Source organism: Janthinobacterium sp. GW822-FHT07H11, assembly GCF_058798615.1.
Genome location: NZ_CM179507.1, coordinates 2,154,893 through 2,172,077 on the forward strand (window position 1 = coordinate 2,154,893; position 17,185 = coordinate 2,172,077).

15 protein-coding genes are annotated in these 17,185 nt (G+C 63.7%); 4 read left to right on the forward strand and 11 right to left on the reverse strand.

Features of this window, described 5'->3' with window-relative positions:
- Positions 1 to 33: 33 nt before the first annotated feature.
- Positions 34 to 549: a hypothetical protein gene (locus AC3RCJ_RS09720; RefSeq protein ID WP_492960839.1), complete on the forward strand. Its 516-nt coding sequence runs from the start codon at positions 34 to 36 to the stop codon at positions 547 to 549.
- 18 nt (positions 550 to 567) lie between these two features.
- Here the strand turns inward: AC3RCJ_RS09720 and cls are convergent, their stop codons facing one another.
- Together cls and AC3RCJ_RS09730 are read right to left on the reverse strand one after the other, a co-directional pair.
- Positions 568 to 1,959: a cardiolipin synthase gene (cls, locus tag AC3RCJ_RS09725; protein WP_492960841.1), complete on the reverse strand. Its 1,392-nt coding sequence runs from the start codon at positions 1,957 to 1,959 to the stop codon at positions 568 to 570.
- On the reverse strand, positions 1,956 to 4,064 hold the full coding sequence (locus tag AC3RCJ_RS09730; protein ID WP_492960843.1) for a site-specific recombinase: 2,109 nt from the start codon (positions 4,062 to 4,064) through the stop codon (positions 1,956 to 1,958). The genes cls and AC3RCJ_RS09730 overlap by 4 nt, the downstream gene beginning before the upstream one ends.
- 319 nt (positions 4,065 to 4,383) lie before the next feature.
- On the opposite strand from AC3RCJ_RS09730, the gene AC3RCJ_RS09735 reads away from it, so the two are divergent.
- Positions 4,384 to 5,490 carry a porin gene (locus AC3RCJ_RS09735; protein ID WP_492960845.1) on the forward strand — a complete coding sequence of 369 codons (1,107 nt, stop codon included), beginning with the start codon at positions 4,384 to 4,386 and terminating at the stop codon, positions 5,488 to 5,490.
- Here AC3RCJ_RS09735 and AC3RCJ_RS09740 read toward each other — a convergent pair.
- The 3 genes from AC3RCJ_RS09740 to AC3RCJ_RS09750 all read right to left on the reverse strand — a co-directional run bounded on the left by AC3RCJ_RS09740 (position 5,478) and on the right by AC3RCJ_RS09750 (position 8,020).
- On the reverse strand, positions 5,478 to 6,050 hold the full coding sequence (locus AC3RCJ_RS09740; protein WP_492960847.1) for a DUF3617 domain-containing protein: 573 nt from the start codon (positions 6,048 to 6,050) through the stop codon (positions 5,478 to 5,480). The genes AC3RCJ_RS09735 and AC3RCJ_RS09740 overlap by 13 nt on opposite strands.
- A gap of 67 nt (positions 6,051 to 6,117) precedes the next feature.
- Positions 6,118 to 7,665 carry a TerC family protein gene (locus AC3RCJ_RS09745; protein ID WP_492960849.1) on the reverse strand — a complete coding sequence of 516 codons (1,548 nt, stop codon included), beginning with the start codon at positions 7,663 to 7,665 and terminating at the stop codon, positions 6,118 to 6,120.
- 85 nt (positions 7,666 to 7,750) lie between these two features.
- Complete coding sequence (locus AC3RCJ_RS09750) at positions 7,751 to 8,020, reverse strand: hypothetical protein (RefSeq protein WP_492960851.1); 270 nt, start codon at positions 8,018 to 8,020, stop codon at positions 7,751 to 7,753.
- 280 nt (positions 8,021 to 8,300) lie between these two features.
- Between AC3RCJ_RS09750 and AC3RCJ_RS09755 the strand changes: the two genes are divergently transcribed.
- Positions 8,301 to 11,141: a M16 family metallopeptidase gene (locus tag AC3RCJ_RS09755; protein ID WP_492960853.1), complete on the forward strand. Its 2,841-nt coding sequence runs from the start codon at positions 8,301 to 8,303 to the stop codon at positions 11,139 to 11,141.
- 203 nt (positions 11,142 to 11,344) lie between these two features.
- Here AC3RCJ_RS09755 and AC3RCJ_RS09760 read toward each other — a convergent pair whose 3' ends face one another.
- The 4 genes from AC3RCJ_RS09760 to AC3RCJ_RS09775 all read right to left on the reverse strand — a co-directional run bounded on the left by AC3RCJ_RS09760 (position 11,345) and on the right by AC3RCJ_RS09775 (position 13,643).
- Positions 11,345 to 12,028, reverse strand: coding sequence for a YiaD family glycine zipper/OmpA-like lipoprotein (locus AC3RCJ_RS09760; protein WP_492960855.1), 684 nt, complete (start codon positions 12,026 to 12,028; stop codon positions 11,345 to 11,347).
- A gap of 149 nt (positions 12,029 to 12,177) precedes the next feature.
- Positions 12,178 to 12,324: a lmo0937 family membrane protein gene (locus AC3RCJ_RS09765; protein WP_010396376.1), complete on the reverse strand. Its 147-nt coding sequence runs from the start codon at positions 12,322 to 12,324 to the stop codon at positions 12,178 to 12,180.
- 218 nt (positions 12,325 to 12,542) lie between these two features.
- Positions 12,543 to 12,812, reverse strand: a complete 270-nt coding sequence (locus tag AC3RCJ_RS09770) for a hypothetical protein (protein WP_492960857.1) — start codon at positions 12,810 to 12,812, stop codon at positions 12,543 to 12,545.
- 159 nt (positions 12,813 to 12,971) lie between these two features.
- Positions 12,972 to 13,643 carry an outer membrane lipoprotein gene (locus tag AC3RCJ_RS09775; protein WP_492960859.1) on the reverse strand — a complete coding sequence of 224 codons (672 nt, stop codon included), beginning with the start codon at positions 13,641 to 13,643 and terminating at the stop codon, positions 12,972 to 12,974.
- A 237-nt stretch (positions 13,644 to 13,880) separates the two neighbouring features.
- On the opposite strand from AC3RCJ_RS09775, the gene AC3RCJ_RS09780 reads away from it, so the two are divergent.
- A complete protein-coding gene (locus tag AC3RCJ_RS09780; RefSeq protein WP_492960951.1) occupies positions 13,881 to 14,624 on the forward strand; it encodes a Crp/Fnr family transcriptional regulator in 744 nt (247 codons plus the stop codon).
- Positions 14,625 to 14,688: 64 nt separating this feature from the next.
- Here the strand turns inward: AC3RCJ_RS09780 and AC3RCJ_RS09785 are convergent, their stop codons facing one another.
- Positions 14,689 to 14,907, reverse strand: coding sequence for a YMGG-like glycine zipper-containing protein (locus AC3RCJ_RS09785; protein WP_492960861.1), 219 nt, complete (start codon positions 14,905 to 14,907; stop codon positions 14,689 to 14,691).
- 183 nt (positions 14,908 to 15,090) lie between these two features.
- Complete coding sequence (locus tag AC3RCJ_RS09790) at positions 15,091 to 17,118, reverse strand: AsmA family protein (protein ID WP_492960863.1); 2,028 nt, start codon at positions 17,116 to 17,118, stop codon at positions 15,091 to 15,093.
- Positions 17,119 to 17,185: the final 67 nt, after the last annotated feature.

The window sequence follows — 17,185 nt, forward strand, 5'->3', positions numbered from 1 at the left end:
TAATCGTCATAACATATTGAATTGGAGAAATATATGTTGAACGAAGTAAAAACCATCGCCATTGCCCCCGCCTATGCGCGGGCGGGCGATGCCGCCCCCCGTCCTGACAACAGCAGGAAGTCCTTTGCCGAGGTCTACGCCTCGGTGACGGAGTCGGCGACAACGGCTGCGGCCAGCAAACACGGCGTGCCTGCCCAAGCGGACATTGCTGGCAATTACCGCAACAAGCTGCTCGATAGCGCGAGGGCAGATCCGGCGGAAGCGGAGAAACTGCTCGCTTTCAATACCGCCCCGAACAGCGGCACCTTTCCCTTGATCGATATTTCGGCTTGGCCCACGGTGCGCTATTCCGTTTCTGGCGAACTGCAGACACCGGAGTCCGAAGCCTATTTCGCTGGCGTTGCCGCATCAGCATCGAAGGCGCGCGTGGACCTGCTACAGCAGGAACGTGCAAAAGGGACACCACCGGCAGAGATACTGGACAAGGTGCTGGCCTTGAATAGTGCATTGCCTCCGCGATACAAAGCCATGGCGAATATTACGTATTGAGCGTAGGGTTGGCGGCCGTTACAGCCAGTAGTTCATGAAGCGTGCCGCCCACTCCTTCATGCGGTCCGAGATGGGCCGCGTTTCCCATTTCGCCTTGGTGATTTCTTCCGAATCGCGCAAGTCTTCCTGGAAGGCGTTTTCCATTTCGCGGCCGAAGCTGTCGCCCAGCACGATCACGTTCAGTTCACTGTTGTGCAGGAAGCTGCGCATGTCGATATTCGTCGAACCTACCGTTGACCAGGCGCCGTCGATGACGGCCGTCTTGGCATGCAGCACGGCCAGTTTCAAGTGAAAGATGCGGATGCCGCCGGCCAGCAATTGGTCGTACAGCGCGTGCCCCGCATGGAACACCAGGCCGCTGTCGGACACGCCGGGCAGCACCACGGTGACGTCCACGCCCCGTTTCGCGGCCGCCACCAGCGCGTCGACCGTCTGCTGGTCGGGCACGAAATAGGCGGAGGTGATGTGGATGGATTTTTTTGCTTCCTGGATGGCGAGGATATACGCCTTGTAGATTTCAAAGCCGCCGTCCGGTTCGCTGGCCACCACGCGCACCAGCTTGTCGCCCACTTCGGAAAGCACGGGGAAATAATTGGCGTCGGGTAAGTCGGCCTGGTCTTGCTGGGCCCAGGTGCGGATGAACAGCCACTGGAAGGCGGCCACGGCCGGGCCTTCCACTTTCACGTGGGTATCGCGCCAGCCCACGTCCTTCTTGTCGGTGGGCTTGTTCTTCGAGCGGAACAGCGAGCTCTTGGCATAGGTGTCGCTGATGTTGATGCCGCCCGTAAACGCCGTCTTGCCATCGACGATCAGCACCTTGCGGTGGTCGCGGTTGTTGATCTTCCACTCGTCGCCCTTCAGCTTGGCCGGGTTGACGGGGTTGAAGGCCACCAGGTGCACGCCGGCCGCGCGCATGCGCTCGAAAAACGCCTGCGGCACGCCGAGGGTACCCACGCTGTCGTAGATGACGTTGACCGTCACGCCCGATTGCTGCTTTTCGATCAGCATGTCGGCAAACTTCAGGCCCAGCGGGTCCTGGTCGAAGATATAGGTTTCCAGGTTGATGCTGGTCTTCGCCTCGCTGATGGCCTGGAACATGGCGGCCATGGTTTGCGGGCCGTCAAACAGCAGGGTCACCTTGTTGCCCTTGATCAAAGGCACGCCCGTGGCCGCCTCTTCCAGCGCGGCCTGGGTCTTCAAGTCCATGCCGGACCTGGCCCAGCGCTTGTTGAGCAGGGCGGCGCGGCTGTTGACGTTCAGCACGGCGCCCTTGCCGGTGATGACTTTGGGCGTGGCCACCGGTTCCAGGGAGGTGTTGAGATTCTTAACGTTTGGCAACGCGGCGCATGCAGCCAGGGTCCAGCACAGCAGGAGGGCGGAGAGGTACGGTTGCATGCGCCTGGCGGTCATTTGTGGCCTTTGGTGGGTGACAGGTTTGCCGTGTCGTCGGCCAGTGCCAGCGGCGGCGGGTTTTTCGAACCGAAGAAGAACACGATGGGCGAGCGCAGGAAACGCTTGCCGAGTATCTTCAGCAACTGCATGCCGTGCTTGAAGCGCACCTGGCGCGAACGCAGGGCCACCCACAGGGCCAGGCCGAAGCTGACCAGCAGGTTGGCCGTGCCGATGGCGAAGATGCCCGACAGCGACTTGACGGCCAGCTGCCAGCTCATATTGTGATCGAGTCCCACCAGGGCTGTCGCAAAGTTGGCGGCCGAGAAGGTGATGTGGCGTATATCGATGGGCAAGCCGATCAAAAAGCCCAGGGTGCCGATGGAGCCGAGCAGGATGCCGAAATAGAAATTACCCATCAGCCCGCCCAGGTTGTTTTCCAGGTACAGGCCCAGCCGCTGCAGCCGCTCCTGGCCGATGACGCGGCCCAGGCCGCGCAATTGCGCGATGCGCTGCGCCCAGCGCGTGTATAGCGCCTGGTTGTCGTAGTAGCCGGAAATCAGGCCGGCCACGAACAGGCACACGCCGGCGATCATGGCATAGAAGATGGCGGGGCTGCCGATGGGGTCTATGTCGTGCAGCAGATGCATGGCTTTTTCCGGCGTCACCAGGTTGTGTCCCGTGATCGCCTTGTAGCCGAGCGCGATCAGCCAGGCCGTGGGGATGGCCGTGGCCAGGTTGCCCAATACGGCCATGTTTTGCGTGCGGAAGACCTTGTTGATCAATTCCGCCATGCTGTCGAGGTCGATATTCCGGCCATCCTTGCTGTGCAGGCCGGCGGCGATGCGCGAGGCCGTCATGGCCGGCTGCTTGGTGGCCACCGTGAAGTGCAGCAAGTGGATGAACATGAAGCCGATCGAGTAATTCATGCTGAACATGAAGGCTTCGACCAGCGGCGCCGAACGCAGATACGACATCAATATCTTGAACAGGGCCATGAAGCCGATGATCACGCCGGCGCCTGCCGATGACAGGAACATGGCGCCCATCTCGCGCCGGTTTTCCGCGATGTAATGCTCGCCCGTGCGGCTGGCGTTTTCCGTCACATTGCGCGCCAGCAAGTTGATATTGTCGGAAAACAGGTCGCTGACCTTGTACTTGTGGTTGTGCGCGCGTATCAGTTCCAGCGCCAGCGCGACGGCGCCCGCGCGGCGGCGGCTGACGGGCTGCGGGTGCAGCACGTCCTGCGTGGCGTCCACCGTGATGGCGGCGATGTCCACGTTGCTCGATGCGGGCAACTCGCCGCTCGTGTCGACGAGGAACAGCAGCTTGCGCAGGCGGTCGATGCTTTGCGCCAGCGCCACCAGCAGATAGGTGAGGGGAATGCTGGTGCCCTGGTACAGGGCCTTCTTGCGGATCTTGGCGATGACGGCATCGCACTGGTCCAGCATCACCAGCAAGTGGCGCGCATCCTCGATGTGCTCGATGTCGCCTTGCAACAGCTTCGTGTAGGCATCCAGGTAGGCATTGACTTCCGTGTTCTGCACCATGAACGGCGACTGGAACACTTCGATTTCGCTGTGGAAGCGCGTCAGTTCCGGCTCCAGGCCCATGGCGCAGACGCGGTAGGACAGGGTGCGGATGGCGTCGAGCAGGCCCGGCAGCATGATATTGCCGTCGCCGACGGCCAGTTCGATGTCGTCGCCGGTGAGCACGTCGAACAGTTCCAGCCAGTCCGTGGCCGGCACGTTGCTGATCCACAGGTAGTCGGTCTTCAGGTACAGCACCTGGTCGAGCGCGTCGTTCAGGTATTCGTCGCCGAGGGCGGGCGGCAGCATGCGGTAGGCGATGCGGCGTTTCAATTCCGTGAAAAAGCCGCTGTTCGACAGTACGCCGATGTCGGTGTACAGGCTGGCGTGGCGGCGCGCGGCCAGCACGCGCAGCACGTATTCGTGCAGGGCGCGCGCTTGCGCGGGGTTACCTTTGAGTAGCTGGCGCAGGGTGCGCACGTTGGCGATCGCGGTAGCGCTGTCGTGGGGGCGCTTGGGACGCAGTGAGTTAAATAATTCCACCAGTAAGTCGATATTGCTGGTGTAGGGATCAATGCGTTCGAGGATAGCTAGCATGCAGAAAAACGGGCGAGCCGCTGTCGGTAAAACCAATAGTGTACCGCCTGCATCAAATCGCGCAACGTTCGCCACCGAACATTGCCTTTCAGCAGGGCCTGCTTCCGCTCCCATTTTGCGGCAAAAAGCTTGAATCTGCTCATTATTTGCGTGTTGTCAGCTTGCGACGCCGCTGCCGGGGCTAAGCTGAAGTTTCTGTTGTACACCGCACAGATTGCTTGCCAAAAAGCGAGGATAAGGTAACACTAAGGTCAGACACACAGCGCATGTCCTGATCAATAACCCGGCAGTTTCTTTTCACGTTACCGAGATATTTATCATGAAGACCTCGTATTTTGCGCTTGCTGTGATAGGGATGGGGCCGTTTGTGCTTTGCGCGCAAGCCCAGGCTGCCGACAGCGCCGGCGCCGCGCCATCCGCCGTTTCCGTGTACGGCGTGCTCGACGCGGGCATCGTTGCCGAGCGCGGCTGTGCCGCCAGTTGCGCGGGCAGCAAGCTGTCGGGCGGCGTCGCCTCGGGTTCGCGCCTGGGCGTGCAGGGCCGCGAAGCGCTGGGTGACGACGTGTCCGCCGTGTTCAGCCTGGAAGCGGGCATCCAGAACGACACGGGCCAGTCCGAAGAAGGCCGCCTGTTCGGCCGCCAGGCCTATGTGGGCCTCGACAGCCGCCTGGGCGCGCTGACCCTGGGCCGCCAGTACAACCTGCAATACCTGACGCTCACCGACGTGGCTGACCCGTTCAAGGGCGGCATGGCTGGCAGCGCCAGCAACCTGGCCGGCTACGGCGTGAAGCGCTATGACAATACCGTCAAGTACGCGACGCCCGCCTTGCGCGGCATGACCGCCAGCGCCATCTACAGTTTTGGCGAGTCGCCGTACAGCAGCGCCAACAACCGCGCCTATGGCGCCACGCTCGGCTATTCGGCCGGCGCCGTGAATGTCAGCGTGTCGCACCAGCGCAAGAATAATGTCATCCTGGCCAGCGGCACCTTGCCCGCCATCGACATGTCGGCGCGCAATACGCTGGTGGCCGCGAATGTCGACCTGAAAGTGGCCACGGCCTTTGCCGCCGTGGGCGTCAACAAGGGCTACGGCAGTTCGCCGTGGGACCCGGGCAACGCCTACAGCTCGCTGGCCCTGTCGATGTCTTCGTCGGACAGCCGCGACGTCTTGCTGGGCGTGTCCGTGCCGGTGCGCGGCTTCAAGCTGCTCGCTTCCTGGGTGCACAAGGATGACCGCGACCTGGCCAACCGCGACGCCACCCAGGTGGCCGTGGGCGTCACGTATTCGCTGTCAAGGCGCAGCGACTTCTATGCCTCGTACGCGAAGATCCACAACAAAAACGGCGCCCGCTATACGGTGGGCAATGCCAGCGACAGCGGACGCGGCGACGCCGCCTTGAATCTGGGTTTCCGTCACGGCTTTTGAGGCGCCGCCGGGGCGGGGCAGCTGGCGTCCAGCCACTTGCCGCTGCTCGTCACCTTCACCTGTTCCGGCGCGCCGCGCGCGTTGGTGGTCACCGCCAGTTGCATGCTGAATGCCTGGTCGCCCGTGAACATGACCTTGCCTTCGCCGTGCGATTTCGGGTTCGCGCAGGTGAACGATACCTGCATGCCGCCCGCGATATCGCTGTTGTTCGACCTGCAATCGCCGGGCTGGCCCGTGGGAATCTGCTTGCGCGCCGCCATGTCCGGCGTCACGCAGGCCGTCATGCGCACGGCGCCGTCGGCGCCCACGCTGGGCATGGCCATGCCACGGCTGGCCGCCATGCTTTCCAGTTGCTTGCGCTGATCGGGGGGAAGGTTGCCCAGCTGCTGCAACACCATGGACATGGCGTTGTCGGTGGCGGCATCGGGCGAGCTCATCTTGCTGTCGACTTGCCACAGGCCCGGCTTGATGGTGGCGGCCTGCGAGGCGGCCAGGACATTGGCGTGGCTGCCTAAGGCGGCGCAAGCCAGCAGGGTCAGGCGTAGCAGCGAGTGTTTCATGTTGGCGTCTCCAGAAAAGGCAGGCCCCAGCATACGGCATGGCAAGCGGCGCACGCCTGCCATTGTGTTACAAACTGTGATCGGGCTCGATGCGGCGCACGTCCACGCAGGCGATGCGGCGCTCGTCGGCCTCGACGATTTCATAGCGCAGATCATCGAGTTCCAGCACTTCGCCCACGGCCGGCATGTTTTCGAAGTGCGCCAGCAGGAAGCCGGCCAGCGAGTTGTATTCGCCATCGTCGCTGACCAGCGATTCCGTTTCCAGCACCTGCTCCAGGTAGTGCAGGTCCGTGGCGCCGTCGATGCGCCAGTGGCCGGGGCCCAGCACTTCCACGTCCGGCTGCTCGTCTTCGTCGGGGAATTCGCCGGCAATGGCTTCGAGGATGTCGATCGGCGTGAGCACGCCCTGCACGGTGCCGAATTCGTCCACCACCAGCACCAGCTGGCCGCGCGAGCGCTTCAGGGTCTCCATGGCTTTGAGCACGCCGGCCGCCTCCGGCACGACGATGGCTTCGCGCATGTTGGACGGGGCGATCTTGCCGTGCGAGACCAGGTCCTCGATCAGGTCCTTGCTGCGCGCGATGCCGACCACGTTGTCGAGGTCATCGTTGCAGACGGGAATCATGCTGTGCGGCGTATCGCGCAGCAGCTTGAGCATCTTCTCGCTGCTGTCGTTCAGGTTGACCCACGAGACGTCGCCGCGCGGCGTCATCACGGAGCGGATCGAGCGCTCGGCCAGGGTCAGCACGCCGCTGACCATGTTGCGCTCTTCCACGCCAAAGGCGGAGGCGTCGAGCGCCTGCTTGACTTCGTGCTCCTCGATGGCTTCGCGGCCCTTGCGCCCGCCCAGCAGGCTCAGTACGGCTTGCGCCGTGCGGTCGCGCAGCGGGGTGGTCGATTGCAGCTTGAGGAAGTTGCGGCGCGCCAGCTGGTTGAAGAACTCGATGATCACGGAGAAGCCGATGGCCGCGTACAGATAGCCTTTCGGGATGTGGAAGCCCAGGCCTTCGGCGATCAAGGACAGGCCTATCATCAGCAGGAAGCTCAGGCACAGCACGACGACGGTGGGGTGGGCGTTGACGAAGCGCGTCAACGCTTTCGAGGCCAGCATCATGACGCCGATGGAAATGATGACGGCAGCCATCATCACGTACAGGTTTTCCACCATGCCGACGGCCGTGATGACGGCGTCGAGCGAAAAGACGGCGTCGAGCACGACGATCTGCGCCACCACGAGGCCGAAGCCGGCATACACTTTGGAGCCCGTCTCGGCGTGCGTGACGCCTTCGAGGCGCTCGTGCAGCTCGGTGGTGGCCTTGAACAGCAGGAACAGGCCGCCCACCAGCAGGATCAGGTCGCGTCCCGAAAAGGTGAGTTGCCAAACGGAAAATAGCGGCGTGGTCAGGGTGACCAGCCAGGAAATCAGCGTCAGCAAGCCCAGGCGCATGACCAGCGCCAGGGTCAGGCCCAGCACCCTGGCCTTGTCGCGCTGGTGCGGCGGCAATTTCTCGGCCAGGATGGCGATGAAGATCAGGTTGTCGATACCCAGTACGATTTCCAGTACGACCAGCGTCAGCAGGCCGACCCAGATTGTCGGGTCAAATAACCATTCCATGTGTGTAACCTTGTAAAGTCAATCAATGTAAAGCGTGCCTGGCGTGCGTCCCAGGCGTGGATTCGATGCGTGCTGCGGCGCGGCTTCAGTGGCGGACGCGCGGCGGGCGGGTAGCCGGCCGCACGTCCGCTTCGGCAAGTGCGCCCGGTCCCGCTTGCCAAATGATGGCGTGGAACGGCACGGCCTGGCGCGTTGTCGGATAGAGCGAAATGGGGTCGTTGTCGCATTCTTCCGCGTCGCAGCTGTCGCCGGCGACGCCGGCGTGCGCGCCGGTGTCATCGCAGGATGCGGCGGGCATGGCGGTAGTGCCGGCCGCGACTGCATGCTGGAATGGGAAAGGGCTGGCGTAAGCCATGCTGGCGAACGCCTGGGGCAGGGCGATGAAAACGAAAAGGCAGAGCAGGACGAGAGCTCGTCTCATATACAGGCGGATAGTTCTGGAACGGTCAAGTATAGCACGCCAGTATCGCGGCCCGATGGCAGGGGCTTGCGTAAGTGATAAGTATGCCGTAAATTGTTAAATAGTAATAATTTCATGGGGCGGCGAAGACGCAGCGCTGGCTCCCTGAGCATTCTTACGCTCGTACCAAATGCGCTCGCGCTTTTTCATAACGTAGTGTTACCAGGAATTTGCCTTGAAACCAATTACCGCCCTCCTGCTTGCCGCCGGCATCCTGTCGCCGTCGCTGGCGTTTGCCGCCACCCCTGTCGATGCCGCGAAGACACAGAAAGCCGGCGCCATGTCCGCCAGCCGCGCCGCCGTCAAGGTCACCTCCGTCGAAGGCATCACCGAATACCGGCTGGCCAACGGCTTGCGCGTGCTGCTGTTCCCCGATGCCAGCAAGCCCACGCTGACGACGAATATCGTCTACCTGGTCGGCTCGCGCCATGAAAACTATGGCGAAACGGGCATGGCCCACTTGCTCGAGCACCTGCTGTTCAAGCCCAGCGCCAACTTCGGCATCAAGAAGGGCAGCAAGACCCCGGTCGAGATCCTGAATTCGACGGGCGCCGATTTCAACGGCACCACCTGGTACGACCGCACCAATTACTACGCCACCTTCCCGGCCAACGACGACAACCTGCGCCAGATGCTGGCCATGGAAGCGGACCGCATGGTCAACGCGGCCATCGACCAGAACGACCTGTGGAACCCGAAGACGCAGAAGGGTGAAATGACGGTCGTGCGCAACGAGTTCGAGATGGGCGAGAGCGATCCGATCGGCGTGACCAGCGAACGCATCCAGGCCGTCGCCTATGACTGGCACAACTATGGCAAGTCGACCATCGGCGCCCGTTCCGACATCGAACAAGTCAACATTCCGCGCCTGCGCGCGTTTTATCATAAATATTATCAGCCCGATAATGCCGTGCTGATGGTGGCGGGCCGCTTCGATGAAGCGAAGGTCTTGAAGCAGATCAATGAGTTGTTTGGCAAGATCCCGAAACCGACGCGCGTGATCGAACCGACGTATACGGCCGAACCCGTGCAGGACGGCGAACGGGCCGTGACGGTGCGCCGCAGCGGCGGCACGCAATTCGTCGGCGCCGGCTACCACGTGGCGCCGTCCGGCAACCCGGACGCCGTCGCCATCGAGGTGCTCGGCCACGTGCTGACCGATGCGCCCGCCGGCCGCCTGCACAAGGCGCTGGTGGAAACCAAGCTGGCCAGCAAGATCGAATACAACTCCGTGAGCAACCTGGAACCGGGCTACAACCTGTTTGGCGCGCTCGTGCCCGTCGATGGCAACCTGGATGCGGCGCAAGCGGCCATGCTGAAAGTGCTGGAAGAGCTGAAATCGCAGCCGATCACGGATGCGGAAGTGGCGCGCGTGAAACAGCAGCTGAACAAGCAGGTCGAGCTGATCACCTCGAACACGGCGCGCATGACGATCGCCCTGACGGAGTCGCTGGCGGCCGGCGACTGGCGTCTGTTCTTCCTGCAGCGCGACCAGCTCGACAAGCTGACGACGGCGCAGGTGCAGGCGGCGGCCGAGAAATACCTGAAGAGCTCGAACCGCACCCTGGGCCGTTTCATCCCCACCGATGCGCCGGACCGCACCGTCGTGCCGGCCTACGCCGACGTGGCGCCGCAGCTGGCCGGCTACACGGGCCGTGCCGTCGTGGCGCAGGGCGAGGCGTTCGACCCCAGTCCCGACAATATCGAGGCGCGCACCACGCGCTTCACCTTGCCGAACGGCTTGAAGGGTGCCTTGCTGCCGAAAAAAACCAAGGGCAGCAACGTCAGCGTCGTATTGAAACTGCAGCTCGGCAGCGAAGAGAGCTTGCGCGGCAAGGCAGCCGTGGGCAGCTACACGGCCAATCTGTTGTCGCGTGGCACGGATAAATTGTCGCGCCAGGAAGTGAAGGACAAGTTTGACCAGCTGGGCATGCAAGTGGCCATCTCCGGTGGCGCCGAGGGCGTCACCGCCATGCTGACGGGCAAGCGCGAGAACTTGCCGGCCGCCATGGACCTGCTGGCGCAAGTGCTGCAAAAACCGGCCTTGAACGAGACGGAATTCCTGGAATTGCAGCGCGAGCGCGTCGGCCGCGCGGAGCAGGAATTGCCTGAACCGCAGCCGCTGGCCGTGAACGCCTTCCGCCGCCTGCTTGACGCCACGCCGGAAGGCCATGTGCGCCACGTGGTCACCTTGCCGGCGGAACTGGCGCAATGGAAAGCCATCCAGGTGGCCGATGTGAAAGCCTTCCATGGCGCCTACTATGGCGCGTCGAACGCCACCTTTGCCGCCGTGGGCGACTTCGACCCGGCCGCGCTGAAGGCGCAAGTGGCCAGCCTGTACGGCAGCTGGAAGGCGCAGCAGCCGTATGTGCGCATTCCCGACGCCGTCAAGCCCGTCAGCGGCGAGAAAGTCACGCTGGAAACGCCGGACAAGGCGAATAGCGTGCTGTTCGCCATCGAGCCGATCGCCCTCAAGGATGACGCCGCCGGCTATCCCGCCTTGCTGATCGCCAATCACATGCTCGGTGGCGGCGCCTTGCGCAGCCGTCTGGCCGACCGCATCCGCCAGAAGGAAGGCTTGTCGTACGGCGTCGGTTCGCAAGTGACGATCCCGGCGCGCGAGCCGGCCGGCTTCTGGATGGCGTATGCCATCAGCGCGCCGCAAAACACGGTCAAGGTGGAAGCGGCCCTGCGCGAGGAAATCGCCAAGGTGCTGGCCGATGGCTTTACGCAGGAGGAGCTGGCCGAGGCGAAGAAGGGCTGGCTGCAATCGGAAGAGGTGGGCCGCACGCAGGACAGCGGCCTGGCGCGCGGTCTGGCCGAGTACCTGACGCATGACCGTACCATGGCTTACGACAAGGACCTGGAAGCCAAGGTGGCCGCATTGACGCTGGCGCAAGTGAACCAGAGCCTGCGCGAGTACCTGAAGCCGGCGGCCGTGTCCATCGTGGTGGCGGGCGATTTTGCCAAGGTGGCGAAAGAGGGCGAAAGCGGCGCCAAGGCGACGTCGAAATAAGCTGTTTTAACTAAAGAAGCCCACTGGCAAGTTACCTTGCCAGTGGGCTTTTTGCTGTTGTCGTTGACGTGATAGTCACGACAACGAACCAAACCGGAGCGAGCGGAACGGAGAGGTGGCCGAAAAGCGCCGCCGTATGGAGGCCCCTAGCCGGTGAGCATCGCAGGCCGCCTATGCCGACGCGCAGCAGGTTTGGTTCGGTATTATCCGCGTGGCGCCATTTCGGCGACGTAGATTTCCACGCGGCGATTGCGGGCGCGGCCTTCGGCGTCGGCGTTCGAGGCAACCGGTTCGCGCGAGCCGCGGCCTTCGGTGACGATGCGCGTTGGCGATACGCCGCGCATGGCCAGGTAGTCGCGCGTATGGGCGGCGCGCTCGACCGACAATGGCTGGTTGATCGAATCGCTGCCCGTGCTGTCCGTGTGGCCGATGATGCTGACCGTGGTGTTCGGGTTTTCATTCAGGGTCGACGCAAAGCGGTCGAGGATGGGGCGGAAATTGCCCTTGATGTCGGCGCGGTTGGTATCGAACGAGATATCGCTGGGGATTTCCATCTTCAGGCGGTTATCGGCCGTCTGCGTCACTTGCACGCCCGTGCCCTGCGTGGCTTGCTCCATCGCGCGCTTCTGGTTTTCCATGCGGTTGGACCAGATATTGCCGACTACGGCGCCAGCTGCCGCACCGATCAGGGCGCCGCCCGCGGTGCGGCCACCGCTGCCGCCGCCGGTGGTGCCGCCGATCAGCGCGCCCAGGCCCGCGCCGATGCCGGCGCCCGTGGCCGTGCCGCGCTGGGTGGCGGACATGTCGGCACAGCCCGAGGCGGCCAATGCGAGGACCAGCATGCCGACCAGGGTTTTGGCGGTGGCGCCATTTTTGACTGTTTTCATGGATTTTCTCCTTGTTTTGTTATTGGGACATACCCAGGAACTACCCGTACACGTTACTGCAAAAATGCGCGTCTTGCCAGTGCAAGCGGCACGCAAAAGAACGGCGCCCGTTTGCACGCGCGCCGCCGGTATCCGTTTTCGCTAAGCGTCTATAGCCCGCGCCCGCTGATCAGGCGCAGCAGGACCATGATCACCGCCACGACCAGCAGGATATGGATGAAGCCGCCGATGGTATAGGAAGTTACCAGGCCCAGCAGCCAGAGAATGATGAGTACTACTGCGATTGTATAGAGCATGATATGTCCTCCGAGAGTAGTGTGTGGATGACGGCCCTTGCGCGTCGCCGGCTTGCAAGCCGCTAGCAGCAGGCGCTGTCATCGTTGGTTTGCCATTCCCGTTGCCCGCTTGTTGTGCAACGTTGATGCCATGACTTATTGTCTACTTTGTTTCTGAAATTATCTGTACGCTGCCGTACACAAGCTCTATTTAGAGCGTATTCCGGCAGGACATGTCGTTATTTGCTGGCGCGGTTCGTGGCCGGATTCTTCGCTGGCGCATGCTGCACGGCCATGCCAGGTATCCAGGCCAGCATGCCGGCCATGCCGACGGCGCCCGCCATGCAGCTGAGCATGCCGCCCGTGAGCAGCAGCATCACGCCGAAGACGGGCGCGCTGTCTGCCGCCGGCGCCAGGTCCAGCGCGCAAAAGCCCAGCGCCGTGGCCAGCATGCCGCCGCCGATAAAGCTGAACCAGATCTTGTTGCTGTTTATCTTGTCCGTATTCATTGCATCTCCTGTCCGGGATATTCGTTGAACTTTCCTGAGTGCATCATCTCCCGTCAGTGGCTAGCTCATCTGTACGCCAGCGAACATGATCAAAAAGAAAACGCCCGGACGGGCCGGGCGTGTATTCAATTTACAACTAATGGCTGACCGCCACGCGCATCAGCCGATGGCGCGCAAGCCGCCATTGACCACGCGTACGCGGTCGCCCTGGCGCCAGTTCGGCGCGGCGCTCTGGTGCACGGTGCGCGTCTTGCCATTGTCCAGGCGCACGACGATGTTGTAGCTGCGCGTGGCGCGCACGCTGCCTTCGATCTGGTTGCCCGCGACGGCGCCGCCGATGGCGCCCAGCACGGTGGCCACCTGCTTGCCATGGCCGCCGCCGACCTGGTTACCCAGCAAGCCGCCCACGACGGCACCGCCGGCCGCGCCCACGCCGCTGCCTTCGGCGCGCGTATTGACTTCATGGATGGCTTCAACCACGCCGCAGTTGCTGCAAACCTGCGGCGCCGGTGCCGGCGCGGCGGCCGCGTATTGCGGCTGCGGCTGGCGCACTGGCGCGGATTGCTGTTGTTGTGGCTGCTGCTGCTGCTGCTGCTGCTGCTGCTGCTGCTGCGACGGCATCGCGGCCAGCGGCTGCACGCCGGGCGGCGGCGCGATGGCTTGCAGGCTGGCCAGTTGCTCGGCCGAGGCGCTGCCATTCAGTGGCTGGCTGTCGCCCGCCGATGATGGCAGCCAGCCCATCAGGGCGGCCGTGCCCACGCCGCAGAACAGCAGCACGGCGACGGCGGCGGCAAGCACCAGCGGGTGCAGGGATTTGGTGGTGGTAGTCATGGAATGCTCCTTAATTATTGGTAATGAAACTGCGTATGCCATCGGGGATGGCCTTGCCCGCTGCGGACAAGGCGGAATGCCTGCTTTTTTCCCGTCAGGGCCAGTGTGCGGTGCCGCGTCCGGCGCTTCCGTGCGTCACCGTACATACAGGACCAGGGCTGCACCGTAGCCTAGGTAAAAATTATGTCGAGTTGTAACGACACCAAGGAAAAGGCAATGCCAGCTATGACCGCTACCATGAACCTGTCCCGCGATGCAGGCCGTCCGGGCTTGGCCGCGCCCAATGCGGGCAACCGCTTGCTGGCCAGCCTGCCCGAGTCCGACCTCAAGCATCTGGCGGCGCTGTTCGACACCGTCACGGTGGAGGTGGGCGAGGTGCTGTACGAGCCCGGCCAGCCTATCGGCCACATTTATTTTCCCGGCGATTGCCTGATCTCGCTGCTGGCCGTCGCGGAAGGACGCATGACCCTGGAAGTGGGTTCCGTCGGCCGCGAAGGCGTGCTGGGCGCATCCGTTGCGCTCGGCCACGAACTGGCGCAGGTGCGGGCCGTGGTGCAGCGTTCCGGCACGGCCAGCCGCATCGCGCGCGCGGCGTTCTGCGCCGAATTCGCCCAGCTCGATTCCCTGCAGCGCCTGCTGTACCGCTACACGGACACCTTGCTGGCGCAGGCGATCCAGATCGCCGTGTGCAGCCGCTTCCACGTGCTCGAAGCCCGGCTGGCCCGTTCGCTGCTGATCACGCGTGACCGCTTGCAGTCGGAAAAATTTCACCTGACCCACGAATTCCTCGCCCATACCCTCGGCGTGCGGCGCGTCGGCGTGACCAAGGCGGCCAGCGCGCTGCAGCAGCAGAAACTGATCATCTATAGCCGTGGCAATATCGAGATTCTCGATTCGGCCGGCCTGGAAGCCGTCTCCTGCCGCTGCTATGAGCTGGTGAAGGACGCGGGCACGATGGGCATGGCCAACGTCTTCGTCTGACGGTGCGGGACGCAAAAAAGCGGGGCGGGCGCATTCAGCACCCGCCCCGCTTTGGCATGGCCGATTACTTCGGCTTGACCTGGTTGCCGATCACGCCGCCGACGGCCGCGCCGCCGACTGCGCCAACGGCGCTGCCGCCCGTCAGCACGGAGCCGGCGACGGCGCCCACGCCGGCGCCGATGGCCGTGTTCTTGTCCTGGTTGGACATGTTGGCGCAAGCGGTCAGGCTCAGCATCAGGGCGACGACGGAAGTGGTGGCGGCGAGTTTTTTAATGGTTTGCATGGTATATCTCCTTTGAATTCGGACCCCGCGGCGCCGGCATGGTAGGGCCGGTCATTACACCGCGTATGAAGTGTTTCAGGCACGGTCACAGGATAGGATTGCGGCAAGGCAGGGTCTGTTCGGCAACGCACATAGGGGTGTAACAATTGTAAATGTGCCAGCGCGCCTTGCCATGCGTCGCGCTCAGGGCTTGACGACGCGCCGATGCTTGCCCGGCGGCGGCGCCACGGGCTTGACCCTGGCCTTGGCCAGCAAGGCCGCGCACTCGCTGTTTTCGCCTGGACCGGTATTGACCAGCGGCAGCAGGGCGGCGACGGGCGCCACCACGGCCAGCGCCAGCGCGCCGCCCGCGCGCAGGGCCAGCACCCCCTTGTCGACGCTCACGTCGGGCTTGCCGAAGGTGCCGTGCACGTACAGGGGCGAGCGCAGCGAGAAGATACGCAAGCCCTTGCTGTCCGGCTGCAGGGTCAGGTCCAGCCGTTCGTTCGCCAGGTTCACCGTGCCATCGATGTTGAGCACGGCGTCGTCCGTGTCGACGATGAACTGGCGCGTCTGCATCAAGCCCTTGGTGACGACGAAATCGGCGGCCATGCAATTGAGCTTGACCTGCTTGTCGCCGGCCAGCTTGGTGAGCACGATGCTGCCGATATTCAAGCCCATCTCTTCCAGCAACAGCTTGCTGATGCTGCCCCGGTTGATCAGCGCGCGCACTTCGCCGTTCGAGCTGCCCAGCAGGGTGGCGACGGAATTGCCCGTGGCCGACAGCGAGGCATCGCCATTGATCTCGCCCACGCTGGCCTGCAAGGCATCGAGCGTGGGAAACAGCTGCTTGATGCGCAGATGGCGGGCGCTGGCCTTGAGTTCGGCGGCGATGCCGTTGGCGATGACCTTGCCGCTGCCGTCGAGCTTGATCTGCGAGGTCAGCGTGCCGCCCGCCACGTTGAAGTTGAGCGGCGTCAAGGACAGCACGCCATCGGTCAGCACCACATGCGTATCGAGCTTGCTGATCGGCAGGTCGGCGTCGCGCGTGATCCTGTCGGCCGTGTAGCGCACGTCCGCGTCCAGGCTGGTCCAGCGTTCCGTCTTGAAGGTTTCCACCGGCAATACGCGTCCGGCCGGCTGCGTCGACGGCACGCCCCGTTCCGCCTTGCTGGCGCTGGAATCGGCGCCCACCAGCGGACCCAGGTCGGAAAATTGCAGCAGGCGCGAGTGCACCTCGCCCGTCAGGCGCTTGCGCGGCTTGCTGGCGGAGAAGGCCAGCTTGCCGCCGATGTCGCTGGAACCCACCTTGCCGCTGAACTGGTCGTACACCCATTCGCCGCCGCCCGGCGCCAGCGTGCCCGTCAAATGGCCTTCCGTGCTGAAGCGCGGCGTTTCCGGCAGCAAGACCCCCGTCAGCGGATACAGGCGGGCCATGCTGGGACCGGAAACCTTCAGGCGCACGTCGAGCGCGGCCAGGTCCGTGGGGCGCGTCAGGGTGCCGTCGATGGCGACGGTCGTGCCGCCCACGCGCACGTCGGCCTGCACGGGGAAGGGCGTGCCCTGCCGCTGCAGCGACAGCACGCCGCCGGCCTTGCCGCCGCCCACGATGGCCTGGCCATGGTAGTTGCCCGTCAGCTTCCATGCGATGCCATAGCGCGCGTCGCCCGCGATGGTATCGACGTCGGCGCGCATCTCGGCTTGCGTGAGCGCATCCGTCAGATAGACCGTGCCCTTGCTGAAGACCACGCTTTGCAATTCGAGCTTCCACGGCGACGCCTGCGCCTGCCGCTCGAAGGTCCAGTTGTTCTTGCCGTCCTTGCCGCGCAGCAGGTGCACCTGTGGCGTGTCGAAACGCAATTCCGGAATGCTGATCTTTTGCTCCAGCAGGGCCAGCGGATTGAGCGAAAACGCCAGCTGGCCGACGCTGGCCAGTTGCGCGCCATCGGCGCCCATGGCGTCGGGATTGCCCAGGCGCACATCCCTGGCCTGCAGGTGCGGCCACGGCAGGTAGTCGCGCCAGCCGCGCGGGCCGGCCGGCTGCTGCCACGTCAGCGACAGCTCGCCTTCGATGGCGAATGGCCGCCCCAGCGCTTCGCTGGTGCGCGCATTGAGCCAGGGCTTGGCGCGGTTCCAGTCCGTATTGAGGAGCACGAGGACGGCCGCGACGGGCAGGGCGACGAGGACGGCGGTGCTGGCGAGGGCGATTTTCTGGCGGCGTGACAGTTGCATGGGGGACGATTCTTTCTGGACAAGTATTCACGATGCTACAGGAATCGCTCCAAAGCCGGGCTCGTTT